This is a genomic window from Streptomyces sp. NPDC048664, from assembly GCF_040650555.1.
In the GTDB taxonomy this organism is placed as follows: Bacteria; Actinomycetota; Actinomycetes; order Streptomycetales; family Streptomycetaceae; genus Streptomyces.
On sequence record NZ_JBEZHK010000047.1, the window covers coordinates 32,846 to 50,890 of the forward strand.

16 protein-coding genes and 7 pseudogenes are annotated in these 18,045 nt (G+C 68.8%); 12 read left to right on the top strand and 11 right to left on the bottom strand.

Going from position 1 to position 18,045, the window contains the following annotated elements; genetic code table 11:
- Positions 1–765 precede the first annotated feature (765 nt).
- Positions 766–2,010 carry an IS256 family transposase gene (locus AB0C59_RS33260; RefSeq protein WP_363011333.1) on the top strand — a complete coding sequence of 415 codons (1,245 nt, stop codon included), beginning with the start codon at positions 766–768 and terminating at the stop codon, positions 2,008–2,010.
- A 100-nt stretch (positions 2,011–2,110) separates the two neighbouring features.
- Here the strand turns inward: AB0C59_RS33260 and AB0C59_RS33265 are convergent, their stop codons facing one another.
- From AB0C59_RS33265 to AB0C59_RS33275, 3 genes and pseudogenes are all read right to left on the bottom strand, one after another.
- Positions 2,111–3,172 carry a YihY/virulence factor BrkB family protein gene (locus tag AB0C59_RS33265; protein WP_363011307.1) on the bottom strand — a complete coding sequence of 354 codons (1,062 nt, stop codon included), beginning with the start codon at positions 3,170–3,172 and terminating at the stop codon, positions 2,111–2,113.
- A 617-nt stretch (positions 3,173–3,789) separates the two neighbouring features.
- Positions 3,790–4,378 (bottom strand): annotated as a pseudogene (locus AB0C59_RS33270) (transposase); the annotation flags it as partial.
- Positions 4,378–4,662: pseudogene (locus AB0C59_RS33275) on the bottom strand (hypothetical protein); the annotation flags it as partial. The pseudogenes AB0C59_RS33270 and AB0C59_RS33275, both read right to left, overlap by 1 nt.
- 123 nt (positions 4,663–4,785) lie before the next feature.
- Here AB0C59_RS33275 and AB0C59_RS33280 point away from each other — a divergent pair.
- Together AB0C59_RS33280 and AB0C59_RS33285 are read left to right on the top strand one after the other, a co-directional pair.
- Positions 4,786–4,991: pseudogene (locus AB0C59_RS33280) on the top strand (nucleotide sugar dehydrogenase); the annotation flags it as partial.
- 51 nt (positions 4,992–5,042) lie between these two features.
- Positions 5,043–5,459, top strand: a complete 417-nt coding sequence (locus tag AB0C59_RS33285) for a UDP binding domain-containing protein (RefSeq protein ID WP_363011335.1) — start codon at positions 5,043–5,045, stop codon at positions 5,457–5,459.
- A 77-nt stretch (positions 5,460–5,536) separates the two neighbouring features.
- On the opposite strand, the gene AB0C59_RS33290 is transcribed toward AB0C59_RS33285, so the two are convergent.
- Together AB0C59_RS33290 and AB0C59_RS33295 are read right to left on the bottom strand one after the other, a co-directional pair.
- On the bottom strand, positions 5,537–6,082 hold the full coding sequence (locus AB0C59_RS33290; protein ID WP_363011309.1) for a DUF6328 family protein: 546 nt from the start codon (positions 6,080–6,082) through the stop codon (positions 5,537–5,539).
- 772 nt (positions 6,083–6,854) lie between these two features.
- A pseudogene (locus tag AB0C59_RS33295) lies at positions 6,855–7,232 on the bottom strand (helix-turn-helix domain-containing protein).
- Here AB0C59_RS33295 and AB0C59_RS33300 point away from each other — a divergent pair.
- Entirely contained in the window at positions 7,194–7,436 is a 243-nt protein-coding gene (locus AB0C59_RS33300; RefSeq protein WP_363011337.1) for a hypothetical protein, read from the top strand. The pseudogene AB0C59_RS33295 and the gene AB0C59_RS33300 sit on opposite strands and share 39 nt — an antisense overlap.
- Before the next feature lie 242 nt (positions 7,437–7,678).
- On the opposite strand, the gene AB0C59_RS33305 is transcribed toward AB0C59_RS33300, so the two are convergent.
- On the bottom strand, positions 7,679–8,443 hold the full coding sequence (locus AB0C59_RS33305; RefSeq protein ID WP_363011311.1) for a maleylpyruvate isomerase family mycothiol-dependent enzyme: 765 nt from the start codon (positions 8,441–8,443) through the stop codon (positions 7,679–7,681).
- 83 nt (positions 8,444–8,526) lie between these two features.
- Here AB0C59_RS33305 and AB0C59_RS33310 point away from each other — a divergent pair.
- From AB0C59_RS33310 to AB0C59_RS33330, 5 genes and pseudogenes are all read left to right on the top strand, one after another.
- A pseudogene (locus AB0C59_RS33310) lies at positions 8,527–8,722 on the top strand (transposase); the annotation flags it as partial.
- Positions 8,713–9,795 carry a hypothetical protein gene (locus AB0C59_RS33315; protein ID WP_363011313.1) on the top strand — a complete coding sequence of 361 codons (1,083 nt, stop codon included), beginning with the start codon at positions 8,713–8,715 and terminating at the stop codon, positions 9,793–9,795. The pseudogene AB0C59_RS33310 and the gene AB0C59_RS33315, both read left to right, overlap by 10 nt.
- Positions 9,796–10,311: 516 nt before the next feature.
- A complete protein-coding gene (locus AB0C59_RS33320; RefSeq protein WP_363011315.1) occupies positions 10,312–10,449 on the top strand; it encodes a DUF6087 family protein in 138 nt (45 codons plus the stop codon).
- Between the two features lie 530 nt (positions 10,450–10,979).
- Positions 10,980–12,452, top strand: a complete 1,473-nt coding sequence (locus AB0C59_RS33325) for a hypothetical protein (protein ID WP_363011317.1) — start codon at positions 10,980–10,982, stop codon at positions 12,450–12,452.
- Positions 12,341–12,669: pseudogene (locus AB0C59_RS33330) on the top strand (TetR family transcriptional regulator); the annotation flags it as partial. The gene AB0C59_RS33325 and the pseudogene AB0C59_RS33330, both read left to right, overlap by 112 nt.
- A 144-nt stretch (positions 12,670–12,813) precedes the next feature.
- On the opposite strand, the gene AB0C59_RS33335 reads toward AB0C59_RS33330, so the two are convergent.
- The gene (locus AB0C59_RS33335; protein ID WP_363011319.1) at positions 12,814–13,656 is read right to left on the bottom strand and encodes an oxidoreductase; all 843 of its coding nucleotides are present in this window, start codon (positions 13,654–13,656) and stop codon (positions 12,814–12,816) included.
- A gap of 40 nt (positions 13,657–13,696) precedes the next feature.
- A complete protein-coding gene (locus AB0C59_RS33340; protein WP_363011321.1) occupies positions 13,697–14,053 on the bottom strand; it encodes a nuclear transport factor 2 family protein in 357 nt (118 codons plus the stop codon).
- A gap of 103 nt (positions 14,054–14,156) precedes the next feature.
- Here AB0C59_RS33340 and AB0C59_RS33345 point away from each other — a divergent pair, with 103 nt between their 5' ends.
- Positions 14,157–14,675: a helix-turn-helix domain-containing protein gene (locus AB0C59_RS33345; RefSeq protein ID WP_363011323.1), complete on the top strand. Its 519-nt coding sequence runs from the start codon at positions 14,157–14,159 to the stop codon at positions 14,673–14,675.
- A gap of 202 nt (positions 14,676–14,877) precedes the next feature.
- Here AB0C59_RS33345 and AB0C59_RS33350 read toward each other — a convergent pair whose 3' ends face one another.
- Genes AB0C59_RS33350 through AB0C59_RS33360 form a run of 3 tightly spaced genes read right to left on the bottom strand, consistent with a single transcriptional unit; the run spans position 14,878 to position 16,425 of the window.
- Positions 14,878–15,291 (bottom strand): arsenate reductase ArsC, encoded by a 414-nt coding sequence (locus AB0C59_RS33350; protein ID WP_363011325.1) that lies wholly within the window; start codon positions 15,289–15,291, stop codon positions 14,878–14,880.
- Positions 15,292–15,316: 25 nt separating this feature from the next.
- Complete coding sequence (locus tag AB0C59_RS33355) at positions 15,317–16,054, bottom strand: MIP/aquaporin family protein (RefSeq protein ID WP_363011327.1); 738 nt, start codon at positions 16,052–16,054, stop codon at positions 15,317–15,319.
- Positions 16,051–16,425, bottom strand: a complete 375-nt coding sequence (locus tag AB0C59_RS33360; RefSeq protein ID WP_363011329.1) for a metalloregulator ArsR/SmtB family transcription factor — start codon at positions 16,423–16,425, stop codon at positions 16,051–16,053. The genes AB0C59_RS33355 and AB0C59_RS33360 overlap by 4 nt, the downstream gene beginning before the upstream one ends.
- Before the next feature lie 105 nt (positions 16,426–16,530).
- On the opposite strand from AB0C59_RS33360, the gene arsM reads away from it, so the two are divergent.
- Positions 16,531–17,430: an arsenite methyltransferase gene (arsM, locus tag AB0C59_RS33365; RefSeq protein ID WP_363011331.1), complete on the top strand. Its 900-nt coding sequence runs from the start codon at positions 16,531–16,533 to the stop codon at positions 17,428–17,430.
- Positions 17,431–17,734: 304 nt separating this feature from the next.
- Positions 17,735–17,866, top strand: a pseudogene (locus AB0C59_RS33370) (DUF6207 family protein); the annotation flags it as partial.
- Positions 17,867–18,045: the final 179 nt, after the last annotated feature.

Below are 18,045 nucleotides of genomic sequence, written 5' to 3' on the forward strand. Positions count from 1 at the left end.
CGGAGCTACAGGAGCCACCGGAGCAGACGGCGCCACAGGAGCCATGGGGGCCACCGGCGCAGACGGGGCCATGGGAGCTACAGGAGCTACAGGAGCCACCGGAGCAGACGGCGCCACAGGAGCCATGGGGGCCACCGGCGCAGACGGGGCCATGGGAGCTACAGGAGCTACAGGAGCTACAGGAGCTACAGGAGCTACAGGAGCCACCGGAGCAGACGGCGCCACAGGACCTGCTGGGCCGACGGCCAGCATCACCTCGGCCGCCAGTAGAAGCAGCATCTACTGGGCGGAGGTCGATATGCAGGGCACAGCCTGGATCCGTGAACAACCACTGACCCGGAGCCTCAACCGCTGGTACGCCCTCTCCACCATCCCCGGCTATCCCCCAGCCCGTGCCGCCGATGTCTCCCTGACGGTCGGCTCGGGCCGATCCCGCAACCGGCACCACACTGGAAACGACCGCCTATACATCAGTGTCCTCGCCGAAGGCGGCCTCTATACGGCCGCCTGCCCCACCGACCGCCCCCTGTCGGAAACCCTCCTGCGTACCCAATGCGACCCCTTCCAAGCCATCCCTAACCCGGGCACCCCTCTGAAGCACCAATCCAACGCCTCTGGCAAGCCACACCACCACACTCCATGACTGAGACACCTCAGATACTGAGCTTGGGACTGTAAGACGTTCGGTGTAACTCCCGATCATGGAAGATGCATCGATGACCAGTGAGAACGTGTCCGAGTCCGAGGCCGTCGAGCCGGCGAAGGCTGTGCCGGCGAGGGGCCCTGGACGACCAGTTGATCGACGAGCTGGTGGGCCGGGCCCAGGCCGAGGGACTGCAGCTGACCGGCGAGGGCGGCTTGCTGCAGCAGCTGACCAAGCGGCTGCTGGAGTCCGCTCTCGAAGGCGAGATCACCGACCACCTCGGCTATGACAAGCACGATGCGGTGGGCAAGAACGGTGGCAACTCCCGCAACGGCAAGCGCTCCAAGACGGTCCTGACCGACGTCGGGCCGGTGGAGACAACGGTGCCCCGCGACCGCGACGGGTCGTTCGAACCGAAGATCGTCAAGAAGCGGCAGAAGCGCCTGACCGGCGTCGACGAGATGGTCATCTCGCTGGCCGCGAAGGGCCTGACCACCGGCGAGGTGCAGGCCCACCTGGTCGAGGTCTATGGCGCCGAGGTCTCCCGCCAGTCTATCTCCACCATCACCGACAAGGTCCTCGAGGGCATGGCCGAATGGCAGAGCCGCCCCCTCGACGCTGTCTATCCGGTCGTCTTCATCGACGCCATCCACGTGAAGACCCGCGACGGCGCGGTCGCCAACCGGCCCGTCTACGTCGCCCTGGCCGTCACCACCGAAGGCCGACGGGAGATCCTGGGGCTGTGGGCAGGCGACGGCGGCGAGGGAGCTAAACACTGGCTGCACATCCTCACCGAGATCAAGAACCGCGGTGTGAGTGACGTGCTGATGCTCGTCTGCGACGGACTCAAGGGCCTGCCCGAGGCGGTGGAGACCGTCTGGCCCCAAACGATCGTGCAGACCTGCGTGGTGCACCTGCTGCGGAACTCCTTTCGCTATGCAGGCCGCCAGGACTGGGACAAGATCGCCAAGCTTCTCAAACCCGTCTACACGGCGCCGACCGAGGAGGCCGCCCTGGACCGGTTCGCGGAGTTCGCCGACGCCTGGGGCCGGAAGTATCCGGCGATCGTGAAACTGTGGAAGAACGCCTGGGAAGAGTTCACCCCGTTCCTGCGGTTCGACACCGAGATCCGCCGCATCGTCTGCACGACCAACGCGATCGAGTCGGTGAATGCGCGGATCCGACGGGCGGTCAAGGCCCGCGGCCACTTCCCCAACGAGCAGGCCGCTCTGAAGTGCGTCTACATGGCGATCATGTCCCTCGATCCCACCGGCAAGGGGCAGGCCCGCTGGACCATGCGCTGGAAGACCGCGCCGAACGCCTTCGACATCACCTTCGACGGCCGCCTATCGACGGCCCGTCAGTAACCTCAACCAACCCAGTTACAGCACTCGTTTGACAGTCCCTCGGCCCGGCGTCAGATCTGTCCGCGTCATGCGAGCCCGTCCAGGAGCAATCACCTTGAAGTCAGCCCTCGCTGAGTCGACGTACGTCATCCTCATCCCACGTGCGGGTGTCGCGTGGCTCGGCATACGGCTGCGCCTCCGGTGGGTGACCACCGGCGATCGCCCGCTGCCGTGCGATCTCGGCGTCGAACTCCAAGCCCAGCAGAATGGCCAGGTTGCTGATCCACAGCCACACCAGAAATACGATGACGCCGGCCATGGTGCCGTAGATCTTGTTGTACGAGGCGAAGTTCGCGACGTAGAACGCGAACCCGAGCGAGGCGCCCGTCCAGATGGCCAGGGCGAGGAAGCTCCCTGGGGTGGTCCACCGCAGGCCCTTCACCTTCGCATTCGGGCTCGCCCAGTACAGGAGAGCGATCATGCAGGTGACCAGCAGGATCAGCACCGGCCACTTGGCGACCGACCAGATGTTCAACGCGCTGTCCCCGATGCCCAGCGCCCTTCCAGCCCGACGGGCCAGACCTCCGGTGAACACCACGATGAGGGCACTGGCCACCGCCAGCACCATGAGGACGACGGTCACCCCGAGGCGCACGGGGAGGATCTTCCACATCGGGCGGCCTTCAGGAACGTCGTAAACGGCGTTGGCGGCGCGGATGAAAGCGGCGACATAGCCGGAAGCGGACCAGACCGCGAGCAGAATGCCGACGATGGCCACGACCGAGCCGGTACCCGCGTTGTTCTGCAGCTGCTCGACCGCGCGGGTGATGATCTCCCGCACAGAGCCCGGAGCGAGCTGCCTGAGATTGGACAACATCACATCGGTGACCGACCTGCCGAGGACGCCCAGCAGCGAGACCAGCACCAGCAACGCCGGGAAGAGGGACAGCACCCCGTAGTACGTAAGGGCTGCGGCCCGATCACCCAGCTCGTCATCCTGGAACTCCTTCAACGAGCCCTTCAGCACTCCGACCCACGCACCCTTGGGTAGCTTCGTCGGCCCGTCCGGTGCTCGTCGCTCGACCTCCGGGCCGGGTCCCGCCTCTTCCGGGGCAGGCACGTCTTGTTTTCGGCCCCGCCCATCCCTGCGACGGTCACGATCTGGAGTTTGCAGCTTCGCCATAAGGCCCGCATAACCCCAGCACGCCGGATCACGCCGATGGCGTCGCAACGAGATTCCAGAGCGGCACGGGGTCGGCGAACTGCACCCCGGGCGCCGGGCTGGCACAGAGCGGTCCGTCGACCAAACCCGCCGGGCGTCGCGGCCTTCGGGTGGAGAGGCGCCCGGGCACCGCCGTCCCTGGCGCCGATGCCGCCTACGCTGTGGCGACGGGCAGGGAGGGAGGCGGTGGGCCTGGTACTCGCTCATGTCCCGGCTGGTGTCCTTGACCGATGGAGCGTGTTCGCCCGGTCCGCTTGAGATCGTCCTAGCCGTTTCCGGCTACCACCTGTTGCTCTGGGGCGTCCAGGGCGGCTTCGTCGCCGAGGTAGGCGTCGGCGTCGTAGACCTCCGCGACGCGGCGGCTTGGGGAGGCAGGCAGTGCCGTTGTGCTCGGCGAGAAGCGGCATGGCCGGTGGCCTGTCTGTTAGAAACGTGTCCCTGTAACGGGGTAACGGGCAACTGGCCCGGAGGCCATGATGGGCGGGATCGTTCATGGTCGCCCGGTCAGAGTCTGTGGGGCCGATGAGCTGGTCGGTCGGAGCGGGATCTCGCTCCTCTGATGCGGCGTGGCCGGCTGGTCAGCCGGTCGCGGTGGCGAGGCCGACCGTTCCGGCGTGGCGGAAGATCTTTGCGGAGGTTGTGGCAGGCGGCCAGCAGCCGTCACTCGCCGCGGGCTCTGTCTTCGCCGCGCAGGTGGAGTTGGCAGCCGTTCTGGCAGGTCATGATCTGGCCGAAGATGGTTTCGACTATGGATTTTCGGCGGGCGTAGGCAGCTTTGCCGGACTTGGTCCGCAGCTCGCAGGCCATGCGTTCTTTGAGTGAGGTGTCCTTGAGGATGCGCCCGCGGGGTGCGGGTGGGACCTGCTTGTCGTGGACGAGTGGGCCGGTAGCTATGAAGGTGTCGTTGCCGCAGGCCAGTCGGCGCTCCTTCGCGGCTTCGAGGTTGGTCTCGAAGCAGTGGCCGGCATCCACGAGTGCTCGGGGTGGGTCCCGGTGTTCTGGGCGAACTGGTCGAGCATGGTGATGTAGTTCAGCGCGTCGGAGGGGTTGTCGTCACATCGACGGCGGTGACGATCTGGTGCTGCACGTCGACGGAGTTGGCCTGCGTCTTGGGTTTCGGGCGGGCGGTGCCGGCGCCTTGTTCCCGGCGTGGGTGACGGCCTGCTTCATACGCACGGCAGCAGCAACCTGGAATCAGGTGACCCCCTCGCCAGCGCGGGCGAACTGTCGCCGTCAGTCGGCGAAGCGGAGGACGTAGCGCGCCTCTGCCCAGGAGTTTCGACGGCACGGCTGTCGTAGTTCTGGCGCGCGAAGTCCACTGCCTGGCTTGCAGGCACTCCGTCCAGGACAGCGAGACAGGCCAGGGCTGTGCTGGTTCGGCCACGGCCACCGCCGTAGGCGACCTCGACGCGTTCGACGCCGGCGCGAGCCCATCCCTCACCTACGGTTGCCGACTTCACCCGTCCCGACCGGATCGTGATCGGGGCCGATGACCCGGGGGTCGGTGCCCCGGTCCAAGACCTGCACGCAGGTGGGGACGGGCCGGTGTAGCGATGGACGTGCGGTCGGCGGAGATGGTCAAGCTCGCCTCGAATGCGCTGCTCGCCACGAAGATCAGCTTCGCGAACGAGATCGCCACCCTGTGCGAGAACACGGGCGCGGACGTCGAGGAGGTCCTGCGGGCCGTGGGGCTCGACCACCGGCTGGGCAGCCATTTCCTGCGGCCGGGGATCAGGCGGGGAGGTCCTGTTTCCCGAAGGACTACGAGGCGCTGCGCCAGCTGGCCGGCAGTACGGGGTTCCATCCCCCGCTGTTGTCGGCGGTGATCGACGTGAACAACACCCAGAAGCGGCGGGCGATCCAGAAGCTGAAGGACGAGCTGGGGGATCTGGCCGGTGCACAGGTGACGCTGCTGGGGATGGCGTTCAAGCCGGGTACGGACGACATGCGTGAGGCGCTGTCGACGGTGCTGGCGACGCGGTGCTTGCGGAAGGTGCCCAGGTGCGGTGCTGGATCCGCTGGCGCGGCCGGTAGGGGTGGAGTCGTGGACGTCTGTGACCGGTACGCGAGCCCGGAGGGGGCGGATGCGGCGGTCGTGGTCACAGAGTGGCCGCAGCTGAAGGATGTGGACTGGTCTCACATGGCCGACGCGATGCGACGGCCGGTGGTGTTCGACGGCCGGAATCTGCTGGAGCCGCGGCGGATGCTTTCCCCCTGGGCTTCACCTACATGGCGGTGGGCGCCTTGAGCCTGCCTGCCTGGATGCACCGCGCTGCCCCGGCCGGGACGGAGACCGTGGGCCGTCGGTGGCGGCCGGGGGTCCCGTCAGCCGGCGGGCGCCTCCGGCACCGTGGTGTACCGGTGCCGTGCCCACAGCGGCAGCGCGACCCAGCACGCGAGGTACCAGGCCACCACCGTGCCCACCAGCCAGGGTACGAAGCCGTCGTGCGTGGCCACCCGGAGGATCAGGAACAGGGCGGAGGTGAGCGTGGCGACCAGCAGCGCCAAGCCGAGGAAGATGAGCCGCGCCGCCCAGCGCACCGCCTGCGCCTTGATGCTGCGGCCGGAGATCAGCCGGTGGAAGGGGACGGGCGCGATGAGGGCGCCGGTCGCCGTCGCGCCGAGCACGACCGTCGTGATGTAGATGCACCGGTTCGCGTGCGACAGATGCCCGAAGGCCGGGGTGAACGCCACGCTCAGCAGGAAGCCGAAGAGGATCTGGACGCCGGTCTGCGCAACCCGGATCTCCTGCATCAGTTCGTTCCACCGCCGATCGGCCCGCTCGGCCTCGGACTCCTCCCGCTGCGCCTCCCCGGCGCCCTTGGCCTGCCTCGTCGCCGGTCTCGCTTCCGCGACCTCGCTGCCCGCCACGGCCCCTCCCGATGTGCTCGTCCGTACGGGCGAGCGGATACCCCCGTTCGCCGCCACCGTGCACCCCGAATTGACCTTTTCTTGACCTCGCGTTGAACGGAGCCGTACCACGGGCCTGGTCGGCCATCTCCCCGGGTGGCCGACCAGGCCCGACGGAAGACAGACGCGAGCCGGCCAGGGGATACCCGGTCGGCCCACGTCGCAATGGCGCTGACACTCAGGCACAAGGCTGGTTCCGCTAGCAGCCGCCGATCTGTTCGTGGTAGCCGGGCTCGCCGATGTGCTTGTCCTAGCCGAACCCCAGGGAGTGCTTGATTCTGCTCGTCCTGGTCGACGGAGCTCACGGTGCCCGCAGGAAGCAGGACGTGCCTGCCGAAGATCCACACGCCGGTGTCGACCACGAGGCAGCAGGATTTGACGTCGTCCGAGTGCTAGTCGGCCTTCACAGATGTACGGGCAACCTCAGCAGTCGGCGGCGCAGAGCACTCGTGTCCCGGGGGCGGGGCGCGGCGAGCGCCGCGTAGGTGGCAGTCCAGGCGGGCTGTGCCTGTACCAAGTCGTGGGAAAGCGGGGCGAACTCATACAAGAATTAGAATATAGGTTCTATTATGTTGTCACTTCCGCGTACGAGTGCCGGCGGTTCGGTTCGTGTGCCGAGCCCCGATAGCTGTCACCTGAGCACGGGGGATGTCATCGCGGCGGGGCTGAGGGGGCGCGGAACCCGCCGCCTGGGGCGCGGCATGCGGCCTGCAGCGTGTGGCCCCAGCAGGGGTCACGAGCTGCTCTCCTCTTCTTCTCGCGTCTCGAATCTTTCGCGTGCGCGTTCAATGGCGGGCATGTTCTGTGCGGCCCAGGCCAGCAGTACGTCGACGGGCGGCCGGAGGGTCTTGCCGAGGGGGAGATCCGGTACCTGACCGCCGCGGGGCGGGTGGAGACGACCTCGTGCTCGATCACGCCGTTGCGTTAGAGCCGCCGGAGCGTCGCGGTCAGCGACTTCTGCGTGACCTGAGGGATGGCCCGGCGCAGTTCGTTGAAGCGGCAACGGGCGTTCGCAGAGCTCGTTGAGGACGCTGAGCGACCACTTGTCGAGGATCTGGTCGAGCAGTTCGCGGTGAAGGGCGTCGATGCGGAGTTCGTCGGCGGTATGCACTTGTCGAACGACGAGTGCGACCAGCCGCACGAGCCGGTCGTGCCTCAGCTCGTGGGCGAGAAGCCGAAGGCCGTCTCGTACGAGCCGGCCGAGGGTCCAGGCCACCGTGCCACCGCCGGCAGTGCGGCTGCCACCCCCAAGGCGAACCAGTCCAGAGCCTGGCCAGGGGCGTACATCCCCTCCAAACCACCCGAGTTCAACTGAGCGAAAGCAGACGAGCCGGTGCGTTCCGGCAGTCAGCGCACCGGCCAGCGCCGATCAAGCAGAGCATGAGTTCCCGCCGACCACACCAGCCCCGCGACCACACCCATCGGCGACCAGTGCAGCGGCAGCATCAACTAGAGCAGGAGCCCGAGAACGAGGAGCGTGAGGTGGTACTGGCCGACATCTACCAGGTTCGCCAGCCAACCACGATACGGGCTCGTCTCAACCTCCTCCGGGCTCGGTCAGCCCCAGTCCTGCAGCTGCTGGAGCAGGTCGGCGTCGCCCTCCATCCGCAGCGAGCCGGCCGGGATACGCATGTACATGAGCAGGGCCATCTCGCTCGCCGTGCCGTAGATGGCGGCGGTGGGCTTGCTCTCGGCGGCCTCGGCCGCGGTGAGGCGGGTGAAGCGGGAACCGGCGGCGTCCACCGTCTGGCGCCAGGAGCCGGCCTCGGCTGCGTGGTAGTCCATGGTGGCGGGCTCGCCCGGCCACGGGACTGTGCCGGTGCAGACGGTGGCGAGGAACTCCTCGATGGCGTCGACCGCCTCGGTCGTCGGCAGCTCCTGCGGGGTACCGGAGGCCAGCTGGGCGTCGTAGGTGTGGATCAGCGACTCCGGAACGCGGCGGCGGGCCACGGCGCCCACCGTGTGCGGCGAGGCCAGCGGCTCCCACCAGGCCCAGCAGCCCCGGTCCGGGCCGGCCTCGCCCAGAGCAGTGAGCAGTTGCTCCGTCGAGTCGGCCAGCCAGGCTATGAGAGCCTCGCGCTCCCTGGGCGCCGCCAGCCCGTCCTTGCTCGGCCGCTCGTCGCCCGGCGCGGTGTTCAGCACGATGTAGGCCCAGAAGCGGTCCCCCTCACTGAGGTGGTTCGCCAGGTCGTACAGCGTCCAGCCCGGGCAGGATGGGACGTCGGCGTCGAGGCTGGGGGCCGCGGCGACGGCGACGCGGAACGCGGCGGACCGCTCGTCAATCATCCGCAGCAGGGTGGAGAAGTGGAGAATTCCAGTCACGCAGATCTTGTATCACCCGGACCGGAACTCTCGCACTCGATTAAGGCCGTGTCCTACATGGCCAGTTGGCAGTGCTGCTGGGCATGGGGAGTGGACGGTGGGGATGGATCGTTCCGGACGGCTTGTGGGAGATCGCGAAGCCGTTGCTGCCGAGGGCGCGGGTCCGCCCGCAGGGCGGCCGGGTCACGAACACCGATGATGAGGCCGTGTTTGTCGCGATTATCTATGTGCTGGTCAGCGGCTGCGCCGGTCCCGGCATAGTTGCCACCGTGCATAGGGACGAGGACCATCGCGGGCGCGGGCGGTACACGCTGGCTGAGGAGGGGCACGGGCATGCCTGGGGCGTCTGCGCCGAGTTGGAAGGGCTGTTCGGGGAGCCCCAGCGGGGGACCTACGAGCTGTTCGGCTGGGTTCCACAGGCAGACGTGCGCGGTTGGGTCGGCGACCGAGTGTGGCTGGTGTCGGACGATGAGACGCTCGATCCCTGGCTACTGGAGGACGCGGAGAGCGTAGGCCAGCCCCTGGGGACAGGCAGTCTCGTACTCACCGGCCTGGACGACTACGAAGGCCCACCCGAGGGACACAGGGGCCGAGTTCGCGTGCACGACGGGCACCGCTGGCTGGGCTCCTGCCATGAAGTCGGTCGCGTCCTGCCGTCCAAACAGTCGGCGCCCCCGCTCTTCCTGCGGGGGCTCGCCCAGGGTGATCAGCTGCAGGCAGCACTGATGAAGGGCAGTCGGCGGGCGCTGGACCTGGAACAGGCCGTCTTGGAGATAAAGGACGATCAGGGCGAGCCGCTCACCGAACGCCTGCTGTGGGCCAGAGTCAGCGCCTGGCGCCCATCCTCCTACGGGACGGATCGGATCGACCTGGAGCTCGACGGAGAGCTCTTCACGCCCGTTCCCCAATATGCCCGACCCATCTGGGAGCGGTGGTTCGCCGGGCCGCCGGACACCCAGGGTGCCTGGGCCGGCCTCGACACCCGGCGCCGCGGAGCCTGGCTCGACCTCGTCCGAGAGCGGGCCTGCCGGCGCACCCACCGTGACCGGCGGGCCGGTCACGCCTACGAACTCGACGGCCGACACGTCACCGACCAACCGGGCCTCTACCTGGCGCTCGGCGAGGCGGTGAACGGTCCGGGCGGCTACTTCGGCGGCTGTCCGGCCGCCCTCGACGACTGCCTGCGCGGCACCTTCGGCTACACCGCCCCCGCAACCCTGCTCTGGCGCGAAGCCGCGACAGCACGCGAGCACCTGTCCCAGGCCCTGACACCGGACGGCCAGCCCTACGACCTGTTCGGCGTGGTCCTCGATGTCCTGGCCCAGGGCGGCATGCACGTCACCCTGGTGTGAGCTGCTGTCCGCCTGCCGGGCATCGACTCTGGTCCCGGCGGAGGGCTGCGGACGCTGGCGAGTGTCGACAACTGCTGGCGGTTGACCAGGGAGTGGGCTTACTTCCTGCAGGGCCTTGGCGGGACAGCCTCCACTCCGGAGGAGCCGTGCGAGGAGCATGTGCAGGCGTTCTTCGACGACACCGGGGGCACGGCCATGGGCCGCTATCTGCTGCAGGCGGAGATCCGTACGCTCTTGTCGGAGCCGCCACCGGCGCCGCAGCCGCGCACTGACCGCCGCCCGCCGTCCTCAGCGGGGCCGGGCAGTCAGCACGAGGCGGCCCGGGAGCCCGTCTCGTCGCGGGTGAGGCGGCCTGCACGGCCACCGCTGCGGCCAGGCAGACCAGCACGTACACATAGTTGGTGGACCAAGCCGGGAGGTCCCGCGGTCGAGCGGTTCGGACTCACGGTCACCCCCGACGGGCAACGTGCGTGGCTGGGCGATCCCGCCGAGTCCTGGGCCGTATGAGGAGCTCCTGTGGATGCCGAGGGACCACTGGAGCAGTGGGACGCTCGCCATGAGAAGCGGCTGCGTCCGGTGGGCGAGAAGAAGGCGGTCACCCTGAACTCCGCCCTGTCACGCGCGTCCCACATCACCGCTCCGGCCGTCGGCTGACTGACGAAGTTCGGCTTCGTGGGCCAGCCGACGGGCGGTCTCCACCGGGACAGCCGGCCTCCGTCCTCCTTGATCCACGCGAGCACGGGGCCTCTGTCCCGGGCCGGATGCGGTCGGCCCACTGCCAAACCGACCCCGCCGCGCCGCTCCTCGACCCCGCCGGGATCGACGCCTGGAGCCAGGCCCTCGAAAGCCCCGCTCCCTGACGTCGGCGATTCGGCCACAGCCCGCCGCCGGACAGCGGCTTCAGACCGGCGGCCACACTTTCGACCCCTTGCACGCCAAGGGCCCGAGCGCGTCCGGATCCGGAATCGAGCGCGTTCGAACGCCGTGGCCGGTCGTTATGCCGTGTACCGCCAAGGAGGCCCAGGCACGGCACCGCCACGACCATCACACGCGAGGGGAACGCCGTTGACTTCGGAGAAGACGAACCGCGACGCGGTCAAAGACGAACGCGAGGGCGCCAAGAGGATCTCGAACGCGGAGCGCGAGCTGTACGGGGGGGGCCGCTGCGCTACGACCACTCCTTCGTGCGCCACGAGGGCGCGCTGACCCGGCTGCCGTTCGGCTACATGGCAGCGGCGCTGCCGCGCATGGTGGGCATGGTGGTGCGCACCGGCTGGGAGGCGGACCCGCGGGCGCTGGCCGGGGTCGTCGTATCCCAGATCGGGCAGGGAGTCACAGCCGCGTGGGGGCTGGTCGCCGTGAACAGCGTCCTGGCCCGGTTGTTCGCAGGCGGCCCGACCGCCGAAAAACTCCGCGACGTCCTGCCGTCGCTGACCGTGCTGGCCGCGCTGCTGTCGGCGTGGTCGACAGCGATGTCGGGCAGGCTGGAGCCGCAGGTGGAGAGGGCGGTGTCCGCGCGGTACTACACCGCCGTCACCCGGGTGGAGGTAGAGGCCACCGAACGCCCCGAGATCCAGCGGACCCTGGAAGCGGGCAAGTTCGGAACCGACTCCGCTCGGAACATGCTGAGGCTGTCGGTGGGCGTGGGCAACGTGCTGATCGGCATGGTGGCAGCGGCCGTCGTCCTGGCGTCGCTGCACTGGGTCGACCACCGGCGGGCCATCGCCTCACTGCTCGCCTACCTGACGCGCCCGCATGCTGGCGGGGAGATCCGCGTGCACGCGGCCGGTGACAAACTGCTCACCAGCTACGAGGAGATGTCCCATCTGATGGAGGCGGAGCAGCAGAGGCTGGCCCGCGCTCAGGCGTCCACGGACCTCGTCGCCGGCGCGTTCGCCGGAGTGGCGTCACTGGCCTGCTACGGGGTTCTGTGGTGGCTGCTTGCCGGCGGCGGGCTGCCGCTGGCCGTCGGAGGAACGGCGGTCATCGCCATCCGCACCTCGACCGGCGGCCTCACCGCTCTCATCCAGCAGGTCAACAGGCTTTACGAGGAGCTGCTGTTCCTCACCGACACCGAGACCGCCATCGAACTGGCCACCGAGCACGCCATCCCCGCCACCGGCACCCCGCTGCCGCCTTCCGTGGACCCTGCACAGCGACGAGCCTGCCATCGTCTGCGGCTTCGTCGCCATGCAGGGCGACGGCGCCTGGAGGACGAACCGCCGCACCGTCCCCGGAACCGGCGTCCACCTCTCGTGGGAAGACGGCACCCCGCTGCCCGTCGACCAACTCACCCCCGGCCTCAACCGCGAGCCGACCGTCACCCGCACCACCATCACTGTCCGCGGCCAGGAACCCTTCGACGCCCTCAGGCTACGTCCCGGACCTTCCTCGCGCGGTCAGGCGGAGCGCTCACTGCCTGCCCACACAGTGGGAGTGCGCTGCTTCCAGGGAGCGGCCTGTTCAAGCTGTCCAGCGAGACGGAAGAGGACGTCTTCACGTCCGCGTCCGGCGGCGAACTGGATGCCTATGGAGAGTCCGGTCGGGGATCGCCCGGTTCATCGCCGACGGACTTCCGGAGATTTCCCACCGTGGGTGTCCGTTCATCAACTCCGTGGCCGAGCTGCCCGACAGCACGCACCCGGCGCGTCAGCTGATCGAGCACACAAAACCGGTCAACTACGGCGCCTGACCGCCCTGTGCGCCCGGGCCGGACTGCCCGATCCGGACGAGGCGGCTGCGGAGATCACCTTCGTCCTCGAAGGAGTTCAAGTGAGCGTCCAGAACGGAAGCATCAGGCACGCAGGTGAGCGCATCATGAGGATCGTCGAGGCCGTCCTGGACCGCTGTCCGGCACCCAAAGCCGCCCGGTAGGGGCATCGCCGACAACGGAGCGGCTTCCCCGTGTCCCGATGGCCGTTTGTCGTTGCGGGTCGCGACCAGCTCTACTCGCGGACGAGCTCGGGATGGACCCGGGCCCCGCGCCGGCGGCACCGGCGCCATGGGGCTCGACCCTCGTCAGCGGCCCTGGGGGAAGTCCGCGCTGCGGGAGGCAGCTTCGAAGGCGCGCAGTTCAGCCGCCATGTCGGTCAGTTGCTTCTGCACGGCCTCGTATCCGTCGGCGCCCAGGACGATGCGGTGGGGCGGGGTAGGGCTGTTCATGGCGTCCAGGACGGCGCGCACTCCGCGGTGGGGGTCTCCGGGCTGCTGACCGTCCCGTTCGATCATGGTGGAGCGGACGGAGCGGATGAGGGGCAGGTAGGCGTCGACCGTCTCGTTCACGGCTTCGTCGGCGAACGACGCGTAGGCGTGCGTCCGGAAGGCGCCCGGCTCCACGGCCAGGACCTTGATGCCGAACGGGGCGACTTCGTGGCGCAGCGCTTCGGTGAGGCCTTCGACGGCATACTTCGCGGCGCTGTAGTAGCCGAAGCCGGGCACGCCGCGCAGACCGGCGACGGAGGACATGTTGATGATCCATCCGTCGCCGCGCTCTCGCATGCCCGGCAGAACGGCGCGAAGCATCTGCGTGACGGAGAAGAGGTTCAGCTCGAAGGAGGTCCTGACGTCGCCGTCGGGCGTGCCCTCGACGGAGCCGTACCATCCGCGGCCGGCGTTGTTGACCAGGACGTCGATACCGCCGAAGTGCTCTTCGGCGGCCGCGACCGCCTCCTGGACCTGCTGCGCGTCGGTGACGTCCAGGGCGTGGACGAGCGCCTGGTCGGCGTGGCGGGCGGCCCACTCGTCGAGCAGGTGAGGGCGGCGGGCGGTGAGGACGACGTTGTCTCCCTGCTCCAGGGCGGCGTCGGCATAGGCCGTGCCGAACCCGCCGGGGGTACCGCCGGTGATGAACCAGGTCTTCATGGTGGTGGTGCTCCTGTGCATGTCGGGTGGGGTCGCCTGATCAGGGGGCGATGCTCAGTCCGCTGATCAGTCCGTGCGCCAAGGCGAAGCGGTAGCGCAGGTCGACCCTCCCGCCGGGGAAGTCCCCTTCCAGACGCTGGTGCACGGTGTACTGGTCGGCTGCGTCCCGTTCGGCACCGGTGAGCGTGGTGGCGTACGTGTACTCGGTGTCGGTCCGTCGGAGCCATCCAGCGATGGCCTCGGTTCCCTCGTAGGTGCGCCCGTCGTCCGTGACAGTGGCGTGCGGCGCGAAGGCCGTCGCGGCGGCGGAGGCGTCCTTGGTGGCGCGGCCCGCCAGGTAGCGGGTGATCGCCTCGGGCAGGTCGGCGGGGTCCACCGACGTCGGGTTCTTCGTCATGAGCTCTTCCTCTGCGCGATGTCCACGCGATAGGCGTGGGGGGCACCACTTACTGCTAGAATAGAAGCTAGTAACTTCTACCTTAGCAGTAACTGGAGGTGGCATGCCGAGCCGCATACGGCTGGAGGACCGGGAGTGTCCGCTGTCGACGACGGCGCAGCACGTCGGCGAGTGGTGGACCCTGCTGATCCTGCATGACGCTTTCGACGGCTACACGCGCTTCGACCAGTTCCAGCAGAACCTGAACATCTCCACCAGCATGCTCACCGCGCGACTGAAGACACTGGTCGCGGACGAGCTGCTGGAGCGGCGCCTCTACCAGGACAAGCCGGCCCGTTACGAGTACGTGCTCACCGAGCGGGGCCGGTCCCTGCGGCCGGTGATCGTGGCTCTCGCCGCCTGGGGAAACCGGCACCTGGCGCCGCAGGAACGATCGATGATCCTGGTGGATGCCGCCAGCGGAGAGGAGGTCGAGCCGGTCCTGATCGACGCCCGCACGGGAAGACCTCTCGACGACAGTAAGGCGTTCGTCTTCACCGCCGGCCCGGCCGCGAGCACCGCCATGCGCTCGCGGTACACCGAACTGCGTGGGCAACAGCCGGGCAGGACGGACACGCAGTAGGCGTGCTCAGCAATGGCCGTTCCTACGTGCTGCGCCCTGCCCTCACGTGGAGGAGCTGCAGGTGAACGGGGCGCAGGTATGGGCGGAGCGCAGGTGCGCGAGGACGAGCCGACCCTGTGAGCCGGGAAGCCGACGGCTGGTTGTGCCTGGCCGCACCCAGCGAGCTGACCAGAGCTTTGAACCAGCGCGAGTGACCTGTCCGTCAGCCGGGAGCTACTTCCGAGATCAGCGCCCGGATGCGCGTCTGGATCTCGTCGCGGATGGGGCGGACGGCCTCGACGCCTTGCCCGGCCGGGTCGTCGAGCTGCCAGTCGAGATACCGCTTGCCCGGGAAGACAGGGCAGGTGTCGCCGCACCCCATGGTGATGACCACGTCGGATGCCTGGACGGCTTCCACGGTGAGGATCTTCGGGGTCTCGGCGGAGATGTCGATGCCGAGCTCGCGCATCGCTGTGACCACGGCCGGGTTGACAGCGTCGGCGGGGGCGGAACCGGCGGATCGGACCTCGATGCGGTCACCCGCGTACGAGGCGAGGAAGGCGGCGGCCATCTGGGAGCGGCCTGCGTTGTGAACGCAGACGAACAGCACCGACGGGCGCAAAGCGGAAGTGCTCATGAGGGGTGGCTTTCTCGGGGCGGCGTCAGGTGGAGACCGGCTCGGGCTCGCTGCCCGGGAGGTTGATCTCGCGGTGGGCTGCAGCGGCGTTGGGGCCGTAGACGGCTGCCACGATGCCGAGCCCGAGCACACAGCCGAGCATCTGGGCTGCGATGAACGGTGCGACGGAGGCGGGCGCAATCCCGGCGAAGGTATCGGTGAGGGCGCGGCCGATGGTCACTGCGGGGTTGGCGAACGATGTGGAGGAGGTGAACCAGTAGGCGGCACCGATGTAGGACGCCACCGCGGTCGGCGCAAGCGCAGCGCGACCTGTCCGGCCCAGACCGAAGACCAGCAGAACCAGTCCGGCCGTGGCGACGACCTCACCCAGCCACAGGTGCGGGGCGGAACGGTCGTGGGTGGAGAACCTCACCAGTGGACTCGCGAACATCGCGTCGGCCAGGATTGCGCCGCCGATCGCCCCCACGGCCTGGGCGGGCACGTACGCGGCGACATCCCGGACGGTGAGGCCGTTGGGATCACGGCGTTCGGTGAACCAGGTTGCGAGGGTGACGGCGGGGTTGAAGTGCGCTCCGGAGACGGGCCCGAGCAGGGCGATCAGCACGCTTAGGCCGAAGACTGTTGCGAGGGAGTTGGCGAGCAGCTGTACCCCGACGTCGTGCGTCAATTCGGTGGCCTGGATGCCGGAGCCGACGACCACTGCCACCAGCAGTCCGGTCCCGACCGCCTCCGCGACGGCGCGGCGGCCGAGCGAAGCGTTCACGCGCGCGCTCCGGCGGCCTGCGGGAGGGTCAGGAACGCGGCGAGCTTGTCCAGGACGCCGGGCAGCACCCAGTAGTAGACCCACGTCCCACGCCGCTCACAGTCGATGAGCCCGGCCTGACGCAGCAGCTTGAGGTGGTGGGAGATCGTCGGCTGGGACAACTCGAAGGCCGGGGTCAGCTCGCACACGCAGACCTCGCCGCCTGCGCCGCGCGAGGCGATCATCGACATAAGACGCAGGCGGACCGGGTCCCCCAGGGCCTTGAAGACCTTCGCCAGGTCGGCGGCCTGGTCCTCGTCCAGAGGCGCGGTGGACAGTCCTGGGCAGCAGGCCGCGTCCTGGCCGATCACCTCAAACTCTTGTTTCGACATGAGTCTATGTTGACGTTTTTCGATCCAAGGCACAAGGTTGCATCAACGAAATTCAATACAAGCCGTTCCGGCGCGTCGCCCTGCCCCGTCACTCGGGAGTGAGTCATGAACGAGCAGTCCACCGCCCTGCGCGAAACCGTCCGCCGGCGATACGCCGCAGCGGCCGTGAAGGTCACCGAGGGCACCACCGCCTGCTGCGAGCCCGAGCCGGTCGAGATCGACGGGAACTTCGGATCCACCCTCTACACCACCGATGAGCGGGACACCCTGCCCGCCGAGGCCCTGGCCGCCTCCCTCGGCTGCGGTAACCCCACCGCCGGGGCCGACCTGCGCGAGGGCGAACGCGTCCTCGACCTCGGCTGCGGCGGCGGCATCGACGTCCTGCTGTCCGCCGGCCGCGTAGGGCCCACCGGCAGGGCCTACGGGCTGGACATGACCGAGGAGATGCTCGCCCTCGCCCTCACCAACGCCGCCACGGCGGGCGCGACCAATGTCGAGTTCCTCAAGGGCACCATCGAGGCGATCCCGCTGCCCGCGAACACCATCGACGTGGTGATCTCCAACTGCGTGATCAATCTGTCCGTCGACAAGCAGGCCGTCTTCGCCGAGGCCCTCCGCGTCCTCAGGCCTGGCGGCCGGATCGGCGTCTCCGATGTCGTCGCCGACAACGCCCTCACTCACGACCAGCGCGCCGAGCGCGGCGACTACGTCGGCTGCATCGCCGGCGCTCTGTCCTTCGCCGAATACCGGGCGGGACTGGAAGCGGCCGGATTCACGGACATCGAGATCGCCCCGACCCACGCCGTCGCCGACGGCATGCACTCCGCGATCATCCGCGCCACCAAGCCGAACGCGGTCAACGCCGGGGACACTGCCGCGAGGTCCGCGACGGAGGACCCCTGCTGCGGCGTGACCGCCTGCTGCACCTCGGCCGAAAAGGCGACCGACCCGTCCACCACCGTCAGGGAAGCCAGGAGTGCCGCCGGATGCTCCTGCCAAAACTGAACACGTGATTCCTTGAGGAGGGCGCCATCGCTCGATTCAGCGATGGCGCCACACCTGTTGCGCCCGACATCTTCAGCCGCACCGGCCCTGAGCTGTACTGCATCGCCGAACTCAGCCCCACGCAGCGCTGCTTGCCCCAGAGAACCCGCTGTGCCAGTGGTGCATCGCACCGGTGAGGAAGCGGTGAGGGCCGAGCGTCCACTACGTCACCATCCGCGTCTAGCCAGTTATCGCGGCCGTACCCGGTCGGGTGAAGACGCCCGCGCGGGAGAACCTCGACGGGCCCCAGGGCGTGGCGGCCTGCATGAAGCAGATCAACGAGGCGCATGTAGCACTGCCGGGCCCGGCTGTCGTGGACGTCGCCGCCGCCGATGACAGGACCGCCCCCGCGGTCCAGGAGCTGGTCGCCGGGCGGTGCGCCGTCGCACCGGCGGACCGTACGACGCGAGAGCCCGGCGTGCGGCTGCGGCTCCTCCTCGACCTGCGCCAGGACCCCGACGCCTGGTACTCCAGCAGCGGTTCGCCATCTGGACCGGTCGAACTCCCCGCCGATCATCAGCAGTGCCACGGGCAGCGCCATGATGCCGATGGTGGACGACTGGTAGAGGACGGTGG